The sequence below is a fragment of the Ornithinibacillus halotolerans genome (assembly GCF_014637405.1).
Classification (GTDB): Bacteria; Bacillota; Bacilli; order Bacillales; family Amphibacillaceae; genus Ornithinibacillus; species Ornithinibacillus halotolerans.
Genome location: NZ_BMEY01000001.1, coordinates 181,421 through 197,834, shown reverse-complemented (window position 1 = coordinate 197,834; position 16,414 = coordinate 181,421). Strand labels below are relative to the sequence as shown.

Below are 16,414 nucleotides of genomic sequence, written 5' to 3'. Positions count from 1 at the left end.
TTCACAATGCTATTCATAACCAAATGTCTCCCCTTGAGCTAAATCTAATTTATGATTATTAATAGAAACGACTGTATTAGAAATCCATTCTATGGAAACATCCTCTACTCTTCTTTCCAAGTAAATACTCTTCTTAAACCAGAGTGGACCATTTAATTCTCCTCTAATCCCAAATGTACCTGCTGCTCCAGCATCCCATTGATAGAAATCAATCGTATATGTTTCATCTGGCGAATGTATCGTTTTCAAATGCTCATTTCCTCCTAAAAGGGATCCAAGTAATTGAAGAAAAATAACTAATAAAAGTACAATTGATAGTAATACGGATAAAGTAATCGTGAGCCAACTTCTGAAAGTACTTACCCAACTCGTTTTATCTTTTCGCCCTTTAATAGCATAAATAAAAGCCATAATACTTAAGATGAGTAAGATATATGTTGGTGGAGTCGCTATCCATGTATGATTGATCTGTGAATAAACTGAATAAGCGGCTAAGCCTATACATAACAGTATGATATAGAAAGAGCAATGGTTATACTTCATTGCCATTTCGTCACCTCATTTTCTTATACCTAGAATTACTATGTATAAGTTAATCATAGTTTATAAGTGTGATATATGCAATAACTAGCTGTTCACTAACTATAATTTTAAACATTCTATTTCATCAAAACAAAAAACTGAACTCCAAATTAAACATGGAGATCAGTTTTTTAAAACCTTCTTCTATTCTAATTCAATTCGTTCTAATGGCCGCTTTGCAGGACCTTCAACAACTTCACCGGTATACGTAAATCTGGAACCATGGCATGGACAATCCCATGTTCTTTCACCTGAGTTCCACTCTACTTCACATCCCATATGTGTACAAGTCGTGTCGACTACATGTAATTTATCTTCCTTATCTTTATATACCCCTGCTCGTTTCCCGTTGATTCGAGTAACTGTTGCATCATCGGAAGATAACGATGATAAATTGTTATCTGTAAACTCTAATTTTCCTTTAATCAAATGTTTAGCAACATCTGCATTATTTCGTATGAATTTTCTAAGGGAAGGATCTGCCTGGAATCGAGATGGAGAATATAATCCACTGTACCTGTTTTCATGACCTAATATTTTGTCAGAAATGATTTTGGCAGCGATAATTCCGTTTGTCATCCCCCATTTTCTAAATCCAGTCGCAACAAATACAGACTCTTCACTTTCCGCAATTCGGCCGATATACGGCATTTTATCTAGTGTCGTTAAATCTTGAGCAGACCATCGATAGAGTATCTCTTCTACACCAATATGCGCTTCTGCAAAGTTTTGTAATGCTTCATAGTGTTCTATCGTTGATTTGCCTTGTCCTGTTTTATGGCTGTCTCCAACTACTAACCATGCCTCTTCTCCATTTATTTTTACGGATCGTAAAGAGCGAGTAGGCTGCTCAGCTGTGATATACATTCCACCAGGATAGCTTTTCTTTGACTTAATTGCTAAAACATACGACCGTTCAGCGTACATTCTAGTTGGATAAAAACCTTTTCCATCATAGAAAGGAAAATGAGTTGCAACGAAAACAAATTTACATATGACACGATGACCATCTCTTGTGATAACGGCAGGATGTTTATTGTATTCTACATCAACCGCAGTTGTATTTTCATAAAATTGTGCCCCATTCTTCACCGCTTCATCTGCTAATACAGAGAGGAATTTTAACGGATGAAACTGTGCTTGATTCTTCATAATTAATGCTTTTTTATGAGGTACTGGCAATGGAATTGTTTCCGTTAGTTCATTTTCAATTTCTAATTCATCATAGGCTGCTTTTTCATTTTCTAACTGGGTTATGTAGTCATCAGAATTCGTGTATATAATGGCATCTTGTTCTTCGTAATCACAATCAATATTTAATTCTTTTGTCGTTTGCGCGACAAATTCTTTAGCCTCCATTTGAGCTTCGTGATACAGTTTTGCATTTTCTTTTCCAAAGTGTTTGATAAATTCATCATAAATAATATCATGTTGTGCAGAGATTTTTGCTGTTGTATGACCAGTTGTTCCATTTAATATGTTTCCTGCATCGATGAGAGCAACTTTTACATTTTGTTTGGCTAGCAAATAGGCAGCTGTAACGCCTACAATACCACCACCAACAATAGCTACATCAACTTTGATCTTTTCTTCTAACTTAGGGTATTTAGGGAACTGAATATTCTCTCTCCAAAAAGGTTCTGGATATTGGGGTAACTCTTTTGCATTCGTCATTAGAAATCACTCCTTTGTGTCCTGCATAGTTAAACTTAACATGTCAATATGGTACTAATAGTAAACAGTATCTCCAATATTAAAGGAATTATTTGGTATGCACATGATTATAAATAAAAAAACCGCTCATATATAAGCGGTTTAATTCATTATCTATCTTCAAAGAACTTACGGTTCAATAAGATATATTCATTTTCGTCTTCAGGAACTTCATCTTCCATGAAAATAGCTTCTACCGGACAAACTGCTTCACAAGCACCACAATCAATACAAATATCCGGATCTATATAAAACATATCTTCCCCTTCTTCAATACAATCAACAGGACAAACTTCTACACATTCTCCTGCTTTCTCTGTTTTACAAGGTGATGTAATAACAAATGCCACCTGTAACCCTCCTCTTTGCAATATAATACCTGGATATCATGCCATAATATAGTAATTATACTACATAACAGTGAAAATTTGTTCAAGCAATTACTAATAGAATCACCTTTTTTCACTTTTTTCATACGATGACCTAGAAGATTTAAAGGAGCGATTGTATGGAAGTTTATGTACGTAGTGGTGATTCGTTATGGTTTTATAGTCAATTATTTAATGTTCCATTAGAATTAATAATCCAATCAAACCCTACTGTCTCCCCTTCACAATTAAAAATTGGGCAACCAATACAAATACCAGGTTACGTAACTGAAAATTATCGTGTACGGCCAAATGACACGTTATGGAAAGTAGCTGCCAATAATCAAATAACTGTAGATGCGATTGTCAGAACGAACGCTGGAATACAACCAAATAATCTTCAAGTCGGACAGATTATTTTGCTACCAATGCGTGTTCAAAATATTGTCGTAACAGCCCCGTCAAATTATACGTATGAAAAAATGGTGCGAGATATTAATAGACTAGTCCATATTTATCCGTTTATTAAGAAAAATAACATCGGTAGTTCTGTTTTAGGAAAAGACTTGATTGAACTTCAAATAGGTATTGGTAATAAACAGGTTCATATGAATGGGTCTTTTCATGCAAATGAATGGATCACAACACCTGTAATTATGCGTTTTATTAACCAATATGCATTGTCTCTTACGAATCATCAAGCAATTCGTGGTCTATATATGATGCCTTATTTCATGCAAACCTTATTATCTGCTGTGCCAATGGTTAATCCAGATGGCGTTGATCTAGTTATTAGTGGTGCACAAGCAGCAGTTGCATATCAAGAAGAAGTATTAGCTATCAATAATAACAATCCTGATTTCTCCAACTGGAAAGCAAATATTCGCGGTGTTGACTTAAATAATCAATATCCTGCAAACTGGGAGATTGAAGCGGAAAGAAAGCCATCCACTCCTGAGCCTCGCGATTTTCCAGGTTATGCTCCGCTTACAGAACCAGAAGCAGTTGCAATGGCGGAGTTAACAGGGAATCGGGATTTTCGTCGGATGAATGCTTTTCATACGCAAGGAGAAGTCATATATTGGGGGTATGAAGGATTAGAACCAGCGGAAGCGGAAACAATTGTAAATGAATATGCACGTGTAAGCGGATATCGCCCAGTTCGCTTTATCGATAGTTATGCTGGATTTAAAGATTGGTTTATACAAGTGTATCGAAGACCGGGCTATACAGTGGAACTGGGAACCGGGATTAATCCACTTCCAATCACACAATTTAATGAGATTTATGAAGAAACATTAGGGATTATGCTGGCTAATTTGTATATGTAATAAAAAAAGTATGGTGGTAATTTACGTAAATTTACCACCATACTTTTATATTGGTTAATTCAACCGAATGTCTTCTTTATGAATACCTACATCCTTTAATTCTACTTCTAATTTTTCTTTTAAAGTCATCCAAGTATTTTGCATAATATCTCGATCTTTATTTGTTTCTATCAGCTTCGTTAAACAGAGATATTGGGCAACAAGCAAAGCATGTTCTTCTGCTACCTCGAGATGAGGAGTAACACCACAACCTTCCCAATTATCATTGGTGATTGGATTAACGGCTCTACCAATTGGGATATTTACAGAAAAATACGCATTTATAGGCTGGAAACCTCCTGGATGTGCGCCACCTTTTGTCTTTTCTCCTATTAAAGTTGCCCGATTAAGATTTTGTAACGTATAGGCGAAATCCTCTGCACCTGAGAAAGTACGTTGACTTGTTAATATGTACACATCTTTTTCTCTTAACGATGGACCTTGAATATGGGAATTCGTCCAAATTTGCTCTACTCGATTATTTTTTCTCCAGTGAAAATTATTTAAATGGACTCTTCCTTCCAATAAATAACTACAAATCAAGGCGACCATGCCAGCATCTCCACCACTATTGTCCCGTAGATCAAAGATAATGGCGTTTGTATTTGCTAAATAATTCAATGAGGCGATAGCAAGTTCCCCTGCAAGTTCTGGTTCAAAGAATTTTAATGTTTTATGATAGCCAATATTGCCAGGAAGTCGTTCTACTTTTTCAAAACCAAAGTTCGCTAAACGTAATAGTCGTTTTCTATTGGTTGCTGCTTTTTTCTTATCGCTGTCGTTTTGACTGATAGGACTGGGATGGTATTTTAAGCCGAGGTGTTTATCGTTACTAATATCTTGTAAGTCGGCCGTGATGACCTTACTAAACTGATGAGGATCATGAAGGGAATCGTATGCTTTGTTACTCAATTTTAAAAGTATTCTTTCGCTAATAGTGTTTGCTACTTCTGGGAAAACATAGGAGTTTTTTACTAATTGGACCATGTGGTTAATTACTTCTTCTCGCATCTCGTGATTCATTTCTGATAAGCCATGTTTTTGCTCAAGTTGCATAGGTATCCCCCTTTGTTTTACATACTCATTGTCTAGTGTACGGGAGATAAAGATGAATAAAAAGACTGAAAAATGAGAAAAATATATGGTATAATAAAGGTAGAGGGTGAGTTATATTTTTTATCTTAAGACCTCCCACTGATTGTCCCCGTGAGCGACATTGAGGCATCCATATCAACTAAAAATAATACGATAGTCGTATTTTCTTCCACATTAACGTTAGGCAGTTTATTCTCATCGTGTGTTATTGCCTCATATTTTCCAACTACTTCCTCGCCCACTGTTATTTTGCCATTTAGAACATACAAAAAAGGCTGATATCCTTCTTTTCTAGGCACTTCTAATGTATCTCCTTGCTTTGGATGAGCATCATATATATAAATATTTTGCCTCACATGAAGCGGAGCATTACTTTCTTCAGGTCCTACCATCCAATACCAATCGCTATTAGATATGGGCTTTTTATGAAATTGTATATTAGGTTCAAGATCTGTTGATTTTGGGCGGACGAAAATTTGTAGCATTTCTACATAATCTTCTTTTACTTTTTCTTCATGCCAAAAGCTAGACCCAGCATTCATCATCATTAAATTACCCGGAGTTATTGGTACTTCCAGGCCTGCTGAATCACGATGATACATCTTACCTTTCCATACATAGCTTAAAATCTCATCATTGACATGTTCATGCATTTTTATCGTTAAGCCTTTTTTCATAACAGCATGATCAATATAGCTCAACGAGCCAAAAGCAGTATCCTTTGCTTTATCCCGAAGAATATTTCCGGTGGTCTGAACCCGGGTAATGGTGAAAGGCCCCTTAAAAGGTTGTTTATGATTATGGGCTGATAGCTTGTATAACATCTTATTGTCTCCTTGTTGTAAACATAGCAAAAATTAATATATATCCCAGTTAGGATAGAAAATTATCGCCTAATATCACTTGCTCAGAATTGGCTGCAGTGTAGTGACAAAGAAAACACATAAGTAATTAATCTAAATGCAGTACCATTCTTATCGTCTTAAGGATATGACCATCAAAATTATCATCAAATTCTTTAACTACTTCAAATCCCTTTGCTTCGTAAAATGTTTTTCCTATTTGATTATCTTTTTCAACGTTTATGTAGATGTCTTTTATTCCACTTATTTTATTAATGCCTGTCTCTAATAAAGCTGAACCTATGCCTTTACCTTGGTATTCTGGGAGAAGGTAGATTGCTCCTAGTTCAATTTCTCCACCTTCTTTCACTGGTGAAAAATTAGCAAATCCTACTACGTTTTGGTCTACTTCAACAACAAATAAAAATGAACCTTCTAACCGACGTTGCATCATTTCATCGCTATAAGCGGCTTTTAAAAAGTTTTCTTGAATATTGTTTGGAATAATTCCTTCATAGGTTGCATTCCAACTTTGTTTAGCAACAGCTTGCACTTTTTTTACATCATCGTTGGTCATTTTACGAATTGTAAATTTCATTGCTTCTCTCCCCTTCTAATCTAACTTCTATTTATAAGTTTTTTTGCCAATGTAATACTAAATCATCATTCATCACCTAGCTAATTATGTCATTACATTTATAGTAACATATTTTTCAAATGTATTAGAATGTTATGATTTCAATAAAAACTACTACCCTTGCAAATTAAAAATACGATATTTACTTTTGTGTACTTGCTTTTCTGCTAACTTTACATACCATTCTCATAAGGGAACGGTGTAATGGAGGGATGATATTAAATAGGGTATCCATCGTTTTACGAAAGGGCATTGGGCAGATGACCGCTTTGTTTTTATGAACTCCGGCGATCGTTATTTTAGCAAGCTTTTCTGGGGACATCATTTTTTGCTTTTTTAATTGGTTTGTTAAAATTAGCTTATCAATCTTTATTGTTTTTGCTTTATCAAAAATAGGAGTGTCAACGAATGTGGGACAAAGGGTGCTTACTTTAATATTAAATGCCTCTGCTTCATAATGAAGGGAAGTTGTTAAGCCAACAACGGCATGTTTCGTTGTAGCGTATGCTGAAGATATAGGTGAGGGTCCAAGTCCTGCTGCAGATGCTGTATTTACAATATGGCCGAAACCTTGTTCTTTCATTATCTTATATCCAATTTGTGTACCATGTACCACTCCCCATACATTTATATCGATTATTTCTTTCCAGTCCTCTACTGACATATGATACATTTCCCCGTACATAGCAATTCCAGCATTGTTAAATAGATAATCCAGTCTACCAAACTCAGAATAAATCTGATTAACCACAGATTCTACCTCTTTATAGTCAGTGACATCTAAAGGAACAAACCTGGCCATTTTATCTTTTTTATTAAGTTCCTTTTCAACTATTTTACCTTCTTGCTCATTAATATCAGCAATAATAACATAGACATAGTTCGTTACTAATTCTTGACAGATCGCCTTTCCAATACCAGAAGCACCACCTGTAACTATTGCAACTTTCCTATTCGGTTCCATAACATATCCTCCTTTAATTTAAATAATAGTTAGGTATAAACTTATTTCTAACGTTTTAATAATGGATTAGTAGTTCTACTTCAATTATATGCTTGCATAAACGATTAATATATACTTTAGAACTATTGTCTATAATTTTGTCATAATTCTAAATGATAATAGTAAAGTAAATTATTTCTTTAGCTCTAATACTTTTTTGCTTCAAAAATTATTATGAAGCTAAAAAAATAGTGCTCAATCATATAAGAATGACTGAGCACTATTTTTATCTTCTATTTTAGTGTCCTCACTGTAATATTAAACGACGCCTTGACCAATCATAGCGTCAGCTACTCTTAGAAAGCCGACAATATTGGCTCCAACAACTAGATTACCTGGATAGCCATATTCGCTTGAAGCTTCCATACTATTTTTGTAAATATTTCTCATAATTACTCTTAGCTTAGCATCCACTTCTTCTGCTGTCCAAAATACGCGAGCACTATTTTGTGCCATTTCTAATGAGGATACAGCAACACCTCCTGCATTAGCTGCTTTAGCCGGGGCAAATAATACACCATGATTAATAAATTCATCAATGGCATCTAGAGTCGATGGCATATTGGCTCCCTCTCCAACTGCTTTGACCCCGTTTGCAATTAACTTTTTACTCGATTCTAAATCAAGTTCATTTTGCGTTGCACATGGTAATGCTATATCACAAGGGATTGTCCAGATGCCTTTATATCCTTCGTAATAACGTGCTTCTGGATGGGAACGAACGTATTCTTTTATTCGTTTTTTCTGAACTTCTTTTATATATTTTACTGTGTCTAAATTAATACCATTTGGATCATAAATATAGCCACCAGAATCACTACATGCAACAATAGTTGCCCCAAGTTCTATCGCTTTTTCCATTGCATAAATAGAAACATTTCCAGAACCCGAAACAATAACCGTACTACCTTTAAAGCTCAGGTCTTTTTCATTAAGCATTTCTTCTACAAAATAAACTGTTCCATATCCTGTAGCTTCTTTTCTCCCTAAGCTCCCACCAGAATCTATTGATTTTCCTGTTAGTACACCAGCTTCATATGCACCTCTTAAACGCTTGTATTGTCCAAATAAATATCCAATTTCTTTTGCACCTACACCAATATCCCCTGCAGGAACGTCTACGTCTGGGCCAATATGATTCACTAATTCGGTCATGAAACTTTGACAAAATCGCATAATTTCCATGTCTGATTTCCCTTTTGGGTCAAAGTCAGCTCCGCCTTTTGCGCCACCAATGAATTGTCCAGTCAATGCATTTTTAAAAATTTGTTCAAAACCTAAAAACTTTATAATACTTGGATTAACGGATGGATGGAATCGTATTCCACCTTTATAAGGACCTACAGCACTATTAAATTGAACACGAAAGCCGCGATTGACTTGGATCTCTCCCTCATCGTCCACCCATGGTACTCGAAATGTAATAAAACGTTCAGGTTCAACAATTCGATCAAGTACTTTTTGTTTAATATATGTAGGGTCTTTCACAAGCACTGGTATTAAAGAATGGAAAACCTCTTTAACAGCTTGGTGAAATTCTGTTTCACTAGGGTTTCTTAATTTAACCATTTCATATAGATGATCGACATAATTTTTAACATTTTCTGTTTCAAGATTCATAACATGCAAAGTTATCAACTCCTATATATCGTACTTATATCAATTGAATTCTTTAGAATAGCGTTGTAGAAATATATATTTGAAGAAAGTTTAGAAGGCTTGTATTTGTTCGTATGTAGTCATAAGTAAAATTGTACCACAATATTACGACAAATTAAATAATGTTTTTGGTATATGCAGACGTGTTAAGTTATATAGAAGAAGATGAAAATACGTAGAATGACCATACTAGCCCTGGAAATATAAACTGCGCTAGGTGCATCGAGGGAGTCTTACCGATGCCTTTTCTTCCATAGGATAGAACCCTTAGATAGTAATGCATCGTACGAAGAAAAAGCATTCCCTATTTCAAGGAGGCTATGTATAATTCCAGGGCTAGTTTGGTGCTTATTTGTTTCTTTGAAAATATAAGATCAGTTATTTAACCTCTTCAAAATAATCTTTTCTAAATCCAGCAATTCGATTACTGTCATCGAAAATAAAATAAAATTCATCTGTTTCATTTTTTACATCGTACACTTTACCTGGTGTAAGTTTGTTATCTACGACAAACTTTTTCGCATTAGCATGTACACATTTGATTTGTTTAATTGTTGGATTGTTTTCCCATTTTAAATGCATCATTTTTAGTATATCCCCCTTAGTTTACATAATAACATTATGGTAAATAAGAATGTTATTAATTAAATAATTTTAATAAATGTCCATACCCTTCTTCTTCCATTTTTTCCTTTGGAATGAAGCGCATGGCGGCAGAATTCATACAATAACGGAGTCCACCACGATCTTTCGGTCCATCTTCAAAGACATGTCCTAAATGAGAATCTGCCGTTCTACTACGGATTTCTGTCCGGATCATACCGTGTGTTGTATCGAGTTCTTCAACGATTTCATATGCGTCAATTGGCTTTGTAAAACTTGGCCAACCACAACCAGCATCATATTGATCTAGGGAAGCAAATAACGGTTTACCTGAAACAATATCAACATATATACCATCTTCTTCATTATCCCAATATTCATTCTGAAAAGGAGGTTCTGTGCCGCTTTCTTGGGTAACCTGATACTGTAGTGGTGTTAGTTTTTGCTTTAAATCAGATTTATCGAGTTTCCAGTTGTTTTTAATAAAGTCCTCCCTTCCTGAGCCTTTTTTATATAAGCGATAGTGGAATGACTGTTTTTTATAATAGTCTTGGTGTTTTTCTTCCGCTTCATAAAAAGGCTTCGCAGGGAGGATTTTGGTTACGATTGGCTTGTTAAATTTTCCGCTATCTTGTAATGCTTGCTTGGATTTCTCTGCAAGTAGTTTTTGCTCTTCATTATGGTAAAATATTGCTGTTTCATACGATTCGCCTCGATCATTAAATTGTCCACCTGGATCAGTTGGATCGATTTGTTGCCAAAATGTTTCGAGCAACTGTTCATAAGGCATAATGTCTGGGTCAAACGTAATCTGCACTGCTTCTACATGTCCTGTTGTATTTGAGCATACTTGTTCATAGGTTGGGTTTTCAACATGTCCACCCGTATAACCAGAAATTACACTTTCGACCCCTGGACGAGTATCAAAAGGTTCGACCATGCACCAAAAGCAACCACCAGCAAACGTTGCTTTTTCAAAAGTTTTTGTCATGTTTATTACCTCCATCAATTCCTACTATCATCCATTTTTTATCTTTTGCAGAGAAAAATCAAGTCTGGTGCATTTTTTATATAAATAATTTCGGTCTAGATTGCCCGTCTTTTGTTCTATCAATAAGGATTTCTTCCTCAGATTCTGTACTACTAGTTAGCGATTCTAAGCTCTCTAAACTCGTGCTTTCTTCTTCAGTAGTCTCCATACTTTTAAATGCTTTCATCAATCGATACATAGCAGGTAAATTTCTTACAAGAGGACCATATTGTTTTACTATTGGTGCTGCTGTATCGACTACGCGAAGAACTTGTTGCACGCCATTTAATGTTTTTGACAAACCTTCAACTCCTCTTGAAGCCATTTGTCCCATGTTTTGATGTTGCCCCATAAACTGTTGTAACATTCCGGTTATATGATTATTCCTTTGTGGCATTTGTCTATTTGCTCTATTTGGAAACATAAAATCATTTCTTGGCATTTGGTTTCTATAACGTCTTTCTTGTGGGAATAGCATCGAACAATCCCTCATTTCATTATTGATTAGTTCTAGTTTATTGTACGTATTCCCCATAGAAAAGTGTAGGCGAACGAACAACATAAAGAAATGATTTTATTGTTATTTCCCAGGTAACCGCAAGATACAACATCTTTCTTGCTCAATTGTTCGAAATATGACGAAATGAGACAGTTTTTGGTTTGGAATCCACCTTATTTTGTCATTCGTAATCTCTTGAATAACAAACGTATGTTCGTATATAATGTATATGAGGTGAGAAAGATATGGTACAAGACAGAGGTTCCATTAAATGGACATCATTAATGCTTCCGGAGCATGTTGAACTATTGAAATCAATTTGGACCGAAGATACTAAAGTAAAGAAACCATTATTAGATGAGCAAGAATTGGAATTAATAAATAGTCGCCTAATGGAGGCATACCAGCATAAACAGCCTATTCAAATTACCTATTACAAACATGCTCAACTAGTAGAAGCAAAAGGAATTATAAAAAAGTTAGAACAACATAATAGCAAAGTCTTCATTAAAAAACCAGGTGGAGATTTAATAGCTATTAATTTTTATGATATTTGTAGTGTAAATTAATAGTAGAGGCTCCTTTTCTAAAGAAAAGAAGCCTCTACTTTTTATTAACTATTCTTTTTCTTTTATGACGTACACATCCCATAAAGCATCATAAACCGATAATGCATTCGGAAATGGACTATTCCATTCCAAATAATCACTAATTTCTTGATAGTTATCGGAGTGTTTTGGGAAATTATGATCACTAAACATCCAGTCGGCTAATTTACTTTCATCATCAGCTTTCTTTTTTCCACGATACGTCATCATAAAATGATAAAAAGAACGCATTACGTCCACCTCAACCTATAGATTTAACCTTCCATAAATTCTTTATGCTTTCTTTCCTTTTTCCGATAAACCATTGCAGAAAGATAAACGCTGACTTCATACAATAGGAAGAAAGGAATTGATACGATAATTGGTAAGAAAAAGTCTGGCGGTGTCACCATTGTTGCAACAACTACTAATATAAAATATGCGTATTTTCTTGTCCTCCGCATAAAGCTAGGTGATAAAATACCAACACTCGTTAAGAACATAGAAATAATAGGTATTTCAAAAATGATTGCAAATGGCAATGTTATACGGAATAAGAAATTAAAGTAGCGATCAACTGTAAACATCTCAATAAATGTTCCATCATTTAACGATAATAAGAATGGAAGGATTAGATGGATAAACATAATATATCCAGCAACTAGTCCTGCTATAAATAACAGGAAAATCGCTGGTATGTAAGAAAGTGATGCTCTTTTTTCTCGTGGAGTTAGGCCTGGTTTAATAAATAACCAAATCTGTAATGCGAGAACTGGTAATGTTGCTGCAAGAGCTACAACACCTGCAATCGTGAAATAGACCCAAAATACATCAGCAATTCCTATAATAGCTAATTGAAAATCGATATGGCTTTCAAAAAAGCGATAAATATCTTTTACATATACATAGCTTGCAATAAAACATGCGATAAAGAAGATCGCGGTAACTATTAACCGATTTCGCAGTTCCGACAAATGGTCGGTAAAATGCATATCTTTCTCTTTATTCTTACGTGCCATACGTTACACCCCAAGTATTTATTCCCTTAAAACAAAGAAGATGCAAGGTTAAGAACCTTACACCTTTCCTAATCATTTTTTATCATCGGTTTTATTTCACGAACATTTTTTTCTGGACTGTTGTCCTCGTTGTCTTCTGAAACGATATCTTTTGCAGCATTACGAAATTCACGTAATGTGTTACCAAATGCCCGTCCTATTTCTGGCATTTTGGAAGGTCCAAAAACTAGTAATGCAACAATGAGAATTAAAATTAACCCTCCAGCACCAATATTACCCATAGTCGTTCACTCCAAAAGATTATTTCGTTTCGTTTCCTTTTGTATCATTCAAGTCATCATCGTCAGTTAACCCTTTAGTTGATTTCTTGAATTCACGTAATGTTTGACCAGCTGCTTTTCCGATTTCAGGCAGTTTCTTCGGACCAAACACAATTAAAGCAATAATAAGGATTAGTATTAATCCACCAATTCCAATATTTGGCATATGTACACCTTCTTTTGTCTAATAATATTATTATAGTTTAAAAATAGATGAAATCCTATGTACTCACCTAAACTATCACAAAAAGTTCATAAAAATAAAGATGGCTACAAAATAACCATCTTTATTTTAGCAGTTAATACTAGATAATACAACTATCAAGCGATTCACTACATTCGATCGTACTGGATAAAGTAATAATCATAAGGGTTATTTTCATTCTTCTCCCCTTTTACTTTTGATGTTTCTCTCCATTCAGCCATTTCAAACGGTGGAAAATAAATATCTCCAGTAAATTCTTCATCAATGAGTGTAATATACATTCGATCGGCATAAGGAAGAATTTGAGTGAATAATTCTCCACCGCCGATAACAAAATACTCTTCTTTGGGATTTTGTTCGTTCCAATCTAGAATAGTTTTAATATCCCGGATTAACTCAACCCCTTCAGGAAGCTCCACTTCTTGTCTACTTAATACAACATTCCTTCGATTTGGTAATGCTCTACCAATCGAATCAAATGTTTTTCTCCCCATAATAATCGTATTTCCTGTCGTTTTTTCTTTAAAGAATTTTAAATCATTTGGAAGATGCCACGGTAGGTCGTTATTGGCACCTATTACTTGATTACGATCCATTGCGAATAATAAAGATATCATGTTTACCACCCCCCCTTAAACAGCGATAGGAGCTTTAATCGATGGATGTGGCTCATAATCAACCAATTCAAAATCGCTAACTTCAAAATCAAAGATAGACTGTTTTTCTTCATTTAGAAGAAGTTTAGGACTCTTTCTTATTTCTCTTCCTAATTGAATGTTTACTTGTTCCACATGATTAGAATAAATATGAGCATCCCCTAACGTATGAACAAATTCTCCTACTTCAAGGCCTGTCTCATGTGCGATCAAATGAGTCAGTAATGCGTAGCTAGCAATATTAAATGGTACACCAAGAAATACATCTGCACTACGTTGATATAATTGGCAGGATAGTTTTCCATCTGCTACATAAAATTGAAATAATGTGTGACATGGTGGTAATGCCATATTTGGTACATCTTCCGGGTTCCAAGCAGATACAATATGTCTACGAGAATTTGGATTTGTTCGAATAGACTCTATCACTTCTTTTAACTGGTCTATCGTTTCATTTTGCGAAGTCTTCCATGCTCGCCATTGCTTTCCATACACAGAACCAAGATCACCATATTTCTTTGCAAAGTCCGCATCTTCTACAATTTTTTTCTTAAATAATTCTAATTGTTCTTCGTATTGCTTATTAAATTCTTCATCAATTTGACTGCGATTTCCAAAATCTGTCATATCTGGGCCTTCATATTCATCACTTTCTACCCACTTTTTAAATGCCCATTCATTCCAAATATTATTATTATTTTCTAATAAGTAACGGATATTTGTATCTCCTTTAATAAACCATAAAAGTTCACTAACAATTAAACGGAAAGGAACTCGTTTTGTTGTTAATAAAGGAAATCCCTCTTGTAAATTAAAACGCATTTGATGACCAAAAATAGAATAAGTACCTGTATTTGTTCGGTCTTCTTTTTTTATACCATTAGTTAGGATTGTTTGACATAAATTTAAGTATGCTTGTTCTCCTGTTACCATCATGTTTTCCCCCAATTCTACACTTGTTTTTAATCATTGTAACATATTCTTGTAACATAATCGTAATTCATAAATACTAATTTTTAGAAGTAATCTAGTTAACAAGAGTAAAACAAAAGAGGGGTAGATGTGCATGTTAAATGGTACGGTTGAAAGTATAGCAAAAAATTCTCTACTATTTAGTTTCGTATTAAGTCAACCTTTTGCTATATATGCTGGAGCATATCCTGTAATGGAAAATAAAACATTACTAGAAGCGGATGAACTAGAATATGGTGCACATGGTGAATCAGTACGGATCCTTCAATATAAATTAAATGAATTGTCCTATTATGAAGATGAAATTGACGGAGAATTAGGTGTTTTAACAGAACATGCGATAAAAAAATTTCAACGAGACCATAATATCACCATTACTGGTCAAGCAGATAAAGAAACAATTATTGCACTTATAGAAATAGATATTGATCGCCATATTAAAAGGCTTGAAAATCTATCAGACACAGTATACCCAGGCCTTCAAAGTGAGGAAGTAAAGATTGTTCAAGAATCCCTTCAATACTTTGGTTATTATGACGGAGAAATAGATGGAATGTATGGACCAATGACTAAAAAAGCTGTGGAAATAGCGGAAGAACAACATGATATTGATTTTCTAGATGAAGCACCGAGACAGTCGTTATATACGATGTACAACACGGAAAAAGAGCAAGTTTCCCAAACAAATGTGCAATCGAAACCATCCAATGTAAAAAATGTGAAAGTAGATGCCAATTACTCCAATATTATTCAAACTGCATATGCACATGTAGGAACTCCATACGTGTGGGGGGGAACTAGCCCTAGTGGATTTGATTGTAGTGGTTTCTTACAATATGTTTATAATGTGAATGGTATAACCGTACCAAGAACAGTCGGTGATTTATGGAACTTTGGAGCACCAGTAGATTCGCTTTCTGTAGGGGATATCGTCTTTTATACGACATACAAACCAGGACCATCTCATGCAGGTATTTATTTAGGAAATGGTCAGTTTATACATGCAGGAAATAATGGTGTGGAAGTAAGTGATATGAGTGAAGCTTATTGGCAAAATCGTTATTTAGGTGCAAAGCGGATTGGTGGTAATTGATTTGGTAAATGGTAATGATTAATCTATGCCGCTTGTCAATATACAATGATTTAGCTAATGTTATAATTCCTTTTACCAAATATCTCATTAGTTCGGTCACATAGAAGTGTTCTATGTGACCTTTTAGTGCTGTTGCGAATGTGTTTGGTTATATAGAAATG

20 protein-coding genes are annotated in these 16,414 nt (G+C 34.7%); 3 read left to right on the top strand and 17 right to left on the bottom strand.

Going from position 1 to position 16,414, the window contains the following annotated elements; translation table 11 throughout:
* Window positions 1–9: 9 nt before the first annotated feature.
* The 3 genes from IEV35_RS01130 to IEV35_RS01120 form a co-directional block, all read right to left on the bottom strand.
* Window positions 10–549: a DUF5412 family protein gene (locus IEV35_RS01130; RefSeq protein ID WP_188382839.1), complete on the bottom strand. Its 540-nt coding sequence runs from the start codon at window positions 547–549 to the stop codon at window positions 10–12.
* A gap of 177 nt (window positions 550–726) precedes the next feature.
* Window positions 727–2,256: an FAD-dependent oxidoreductase gene (locus tag IEV35_RS01125; RefSeq protein ID WP_188382838.1), complete on the bottom strand. Its 1,530-nt coding sequence runs from the start codon at window positions 2,254–2,256 to the stop codon at window positions 727–729.
* Between the two features lie 149 nt (window positions 2,257–2,405).
* Window positions 2,406–2,645, bottom strand: a complete 240-nt coding sequence (locus tag IEV35_RS01120) for a ferredoxin family protein (protein WP_188382837.1) — start codon at window positions 2,643–2,645, stop codon at window positions 2,406–2,408.
* 158 nt (window positions 2,646–2,803) lie between these two features.
* Between IEV35_RS01120 and IEV35_RS01115 the strand changes: the two genes are divergently transcribed.
* The gene (locus IEV35_RS01115; protein ID WP_188382836.1) at window positions 2,804–3,994 is read left to right on the top strand and encodes a M14 family zinc carboxypeptidase; all 1,191 of its coding nucleotides are present in this window, start codon (window positions 2,804–2,806) and stop codon (window positions 3,992–3,994) included.
* Window positions 3,995–4,048: 54 nt separating this feature from the next.
* Here the strand turns inward: IEV35_RS01115 and IEV35_RS01110 are convergent, their stop codons facing one another.
* The 8 genes from IEV35_RS01110 to vrrA all read right to left on the bottom strand — a co-directional run bounded on the left by IEV35_RS01110 (window position 4,049) and on the right by vrrA (window position 11,380).
* A complete protein-coding gene (locus IEV35_RS01110) occupies window positions 4,049–5,089 on the bottom strand; it encodes a S41 family peptidase (protein WP_188382835.1) in 1,041 nt (346 codons plus the stop codon).
* Between the two features lie 125 nt (window positions 5,090–5,214).
* On the bottom strand, window positions 5,215–5,952 hold the full coding sequence (locus tag IEV35_RS01105; RefSeq protein WP_188382834.1) for a pirin family protein: 738 nt from the start codon (window positions 5,950–5,952) through the stop codon (window positions 5,215–5,217).
* Between the two features lie 127 nt (window positions 5,953–6,079).
* Window positions 6,080–6,568: a GNAT family N-acetyltransferase gene (locus tag IEV35_RS01100; protein WP_188382833.1), complete on the bottom strand. Its 489-nt coding sequence runs from the start codon at window positions 6,566–6,568 to the stop codon at window positions 6,080–6,082.
* Window positions 6,569–6,749: 181 nt separating this feature from the next.
* A complete protein-coding gene (locus IEV35_RS01095; RefSeq protein ID WP_188382832.1) occupies window positions 6,750–7,571 on the bottom strand; it encodes an SDR family NAD(P)-dependent oxidoreductase in 822 nt (273 codons plus the stop codon).
* 297 nt (window positions 7,572–7,868) lie between these two features.
* Entirely contained in the window at window positions 7,869–9,230 is a 1,362-nt protein-coding gene (gdhA, locus tag IEV35_RS01090; protein ID WP_188383005.1) for an NADP-specific glutamate dehydrogenase, read from the bottom strand.
* Between the two features lie 417 nt (window positions 9,231–9,647).
* Window positions 9,648–9,854, bottom strand: coding sequence for a DUF6501 family protein (locus IEV35_RS01085; RefSeq protein ID WP_188382831.1), 207 nt, complete (start codon window positions 9,852–9,854; stop codon window positions 9,648–9,650).
* A 55-nt stretch (window positions 9,855–9,909) separates the two neighbouring features.
* Window positions 9,910–10,863, bottom strand: coding sequence for a peptide-methionine (S)-S-oxide reductase MsrA (gene msrA, locus IEV35_RS01080; protein ID WP_188382830.1), 954 nt, complete (start codon window positions 10,861–10,863; stop codon window positions 9,910–9,912).
* Window positions 10,864–10,939: 76 nt separating this feature from the next.
* The gene (vrrA, locus tag IEV35_RS01075; protein WP_188382829.1) at window positions 10,940–11,380 is read right to left on the bottom strand and encodes a VrrA/YqfQ family protein; all 441 of its coding nucleotides are present in this window, start codon (window positions 11,378–11,380) and stop codon (window positions 10,940–10,942) included.
* Between the two features lie 266 nt (window positions 11,381–11,646).
* On the opposite strand from vrrA, the gene IEV35_RS01070 reads away from it, so the two are divergent.
* Window positions 11,647–11,970 (top strand): YolD-like family protein, encoded by a 324-nt coding sequence (locus IEV35_RS01070; protein WP_188382828.1) that lies wholly within the window; start codon window positions 11,647–11,649, stop codon window positions 11,968–11,970.
* A 48-nt stretch (window positions 11,971–12,018) separates the two neighbouring features.
* Here the strand turns inward: IEV35_RS01070 and IEV35_RS01065 are convergent, their stop codons facing one another.
* The 6 genes from IEV35_RS01065 to IEV35_RS01040 form a co-directional block, all read right to left on the bottom strand.
* Window positions 12,019–12,240, bottom strand: a complete 222-nt coding sequence (locus IEV35_RS01065; protein WP_188382827.1) for a YozE family protein — start codon at window positions 12,238–12,240, stop codon at window positions 12,019–12,021.
* Window positions 12,241–12,263: 23 nt separating this feature from the next.
* Complete coding sequence (tatC, locus tag IEV35_RS01060; RefSeq protein ID WP_188382826.1) at window positions 12,264–13,007, bottom strand: twin-arginine translocase subunit TatC; 744 nt, start codon at window positions 13,005–13,007, stop codon at window positions 12,264–12,266.
* Window positions 13,008–13,075: 68 nt separating this feature from the next.
* Window positions 13,076–13,288: a twin-arginine translocase TatA/TatE family subunit gene (gene tatA, locus IEV35_RS01055; protein ID WP_188382825.1), complete on the bottom strand. Its 213-nt coding sequence runs from the start codon at window positions 13,286–13,288 to the stop codon at window positions 13,076–13,078.
* Between the two features lie 19 nt (window positions 13,289–13,307).
* On the bottom strand, window positions 13,308–13,493 hold the full coding sequence (gene tatA / locus IEV35_RS01050) for a twin-arginine translocase TatA/TatE family subunit (RefSeq protein WP_188382824.1): 186 nt from the start codon (window positions 13,491–13,493) through the stop codon (window positions 13,308–13,310).
* Between the two features lie 167 nt (window positions 13,494–13,660).
* A complete protein-coding gene (locus tag IEV35_RS01045; RefSeq protein ID WP_188382823.1) occupies window positions 13,661–14,149 on the bottom strand; it encodes a dihydrofolate reductase in 489 nt (162 codons plus the stop codon).
* Between the two features lie 15 nt (window positions 14,150–14,164).
* Complete coding sequence (locus IEV35_RS01040; RefSeq protein WP_188382822.1) at window positions 14,165–15,121, bottom strand: thymidylate synthase; 957 nt, start codon at window positions 15,119–15,121, stop codon at window positions 14,165–14,167.
* A gap of 133 nt (window positions 15,122–15,254) precedes the next feature.
* Between IEV35_RS01040 and IEV35_RS01035 the strand changes: the two genes are divergently transcribed.
* Entirely contained in the window at window positions 15,255–16,253 is a 999-nt protein-coding gene (locus IEV35_RS01035) for a C40 family peptidase (protein WP_188382821.1), read from the top strand.
* Window positions 16,254–16,414 lie beyond the last annotated feature (161 nt).

What these genes read in the sequence shown, in the direction of transcription:
- IEV35_RS01115 (WP_188382836.1), top strand. Translation starts at nt 2,804, where the DNA reads ATGGAAGTTTATGTACGTAGTGGTGATTCGTTATGGTTTTATAGTCAA.
- gdhA (WP_188383005.1), bottom strand. Translation starts at nt 9,230, where the DNA reads ATGAATCTTGAAACAGAAAATGTTAAAAATTATGTCGATCATCTATAT.
- vrrA (WP_188382829.1), bottom strand. Translation starts at nt 11,380, where the DNA reads ATGCTATTCCCACAAGAAAGACGTTATAGAAACCAAATGCCAAGAAAT.
- IEV35_RS01045 (WP_188382823.1), bottom strand. Translation starts at nt 14,149, where the DNA reads ATGATATCTTTATTATTCGCAATGGATCGTAATCAAGTAATAGGTGCC.
- tatA (WP_188382825.1), bottom strand. Translation starts at nt 13,288, where the DNA reads ATGGGTAATATTGGTGCTGGAGGGTTAATTTTAATTCTCATTGTTGCA.
- IEV35_RS01065 (WP_188382827.1), bottom strand. Translation starts at nt 12,240, where the DNA reads ATGCGTTCTTTTTATCATTTTATGATGACGTATCGTGGAAAAAAGAAA.
- tatC (WP_188382826.1), bottom strand. Translation starts at nt 13,007, where the DNA reads ATGGCACGTAAGAATAAAGAGAAAGATATGCATTTTACCGACCATTTG.
- IEV35_RS01130 (WP_188382839.1), bottom strand. Translation starts at nt 549, where the DNA reads ATGGCAATGAAGTATAACCATTGCTCTTTCTATATCATACTGTTATGT.
- IEV35_RS01100 (WP_188382833.1), bottom strand. Translation starts at nt 6,568, where the DNA reads ATGAAATTTACAATTCGTAAAATGACCAACGATGATGTAAAAAAAGTG.
- IEV35_RS01110 (WP_188382835.1), bottom strand. Translation starts at nt 5,089, where the DNA reads ATGCAACTTGAGCAAAAACATGGCTTATCAGAAATGAATCACGAGATG.
- tatA (WP_188382824.1), bottom strand. Translation starts at nt 13,493, where the DNA reads ATGCCAAATATTGGAATTGGTGGATTAATACTAATCCTTATTATTGCT.
- IEV35_RS01095 (WP_188382832.1), bottom strand. Translation starts at nt 7,571, where the DNA reads ATGGAACCGAATAGGAAAGTTGCAATAGTTACAGGTGGTGCTTCTGGT.
- IEV35_RS01085 (WP_188382831.1), bottom strand. Translation starts at nt 9,854, where the DNA reads ATGATGCATTTAAAATGGGAAAACAATCCAACAATTAAACAAATCAAA.
- IEV35_RS01125 (WP_188382838.1), bottom strand. Translation starts at nt 2,256, where the DNA reads ATGACGAATGCAAAAGAGTTACCCCAATATCCAGAACCTTTTTGGAGA.
- IEV35_RS01070 (WP_188382828.1), top strand. Translation starts at nt 11,647, where the DNA reads ATGGTACAAGACAGAGGTTCCATTAAATGGACATCATTAATGCTTCCG.
- IEV35_RS01105 (WP_188382834.1), bottom strand. Translation starts at nt 5,952, where the DNA reads ATGTTATACAAGCTATCAGCCCATAATCATAAACAACCTTTTAAGGGG.
- msrA (WP_188382830.1), bottom strand. Translation starts at nt 10,863, where the DNA reads ATGACAAAAACTTTTGAAAAAGCAACGTTTGCTGGTGGTTGCTTTTGG.
- IEV35_RS01035 (WP_188382821.1), top strand. Translation starts at nt 15,255, where the DNA reads ATGTTAAATGGTACGGTTGAAAGTATAGCAAAAAATTCTCTACTATTT.
- IEV35_RS01040 (WP_188382822.1), bottom strand. Translation starts at nt 15,121, where the DNA reads ATGGTAACAGGAGAACAAGCATACTTAAATTTATGTCAAACAATCCTA.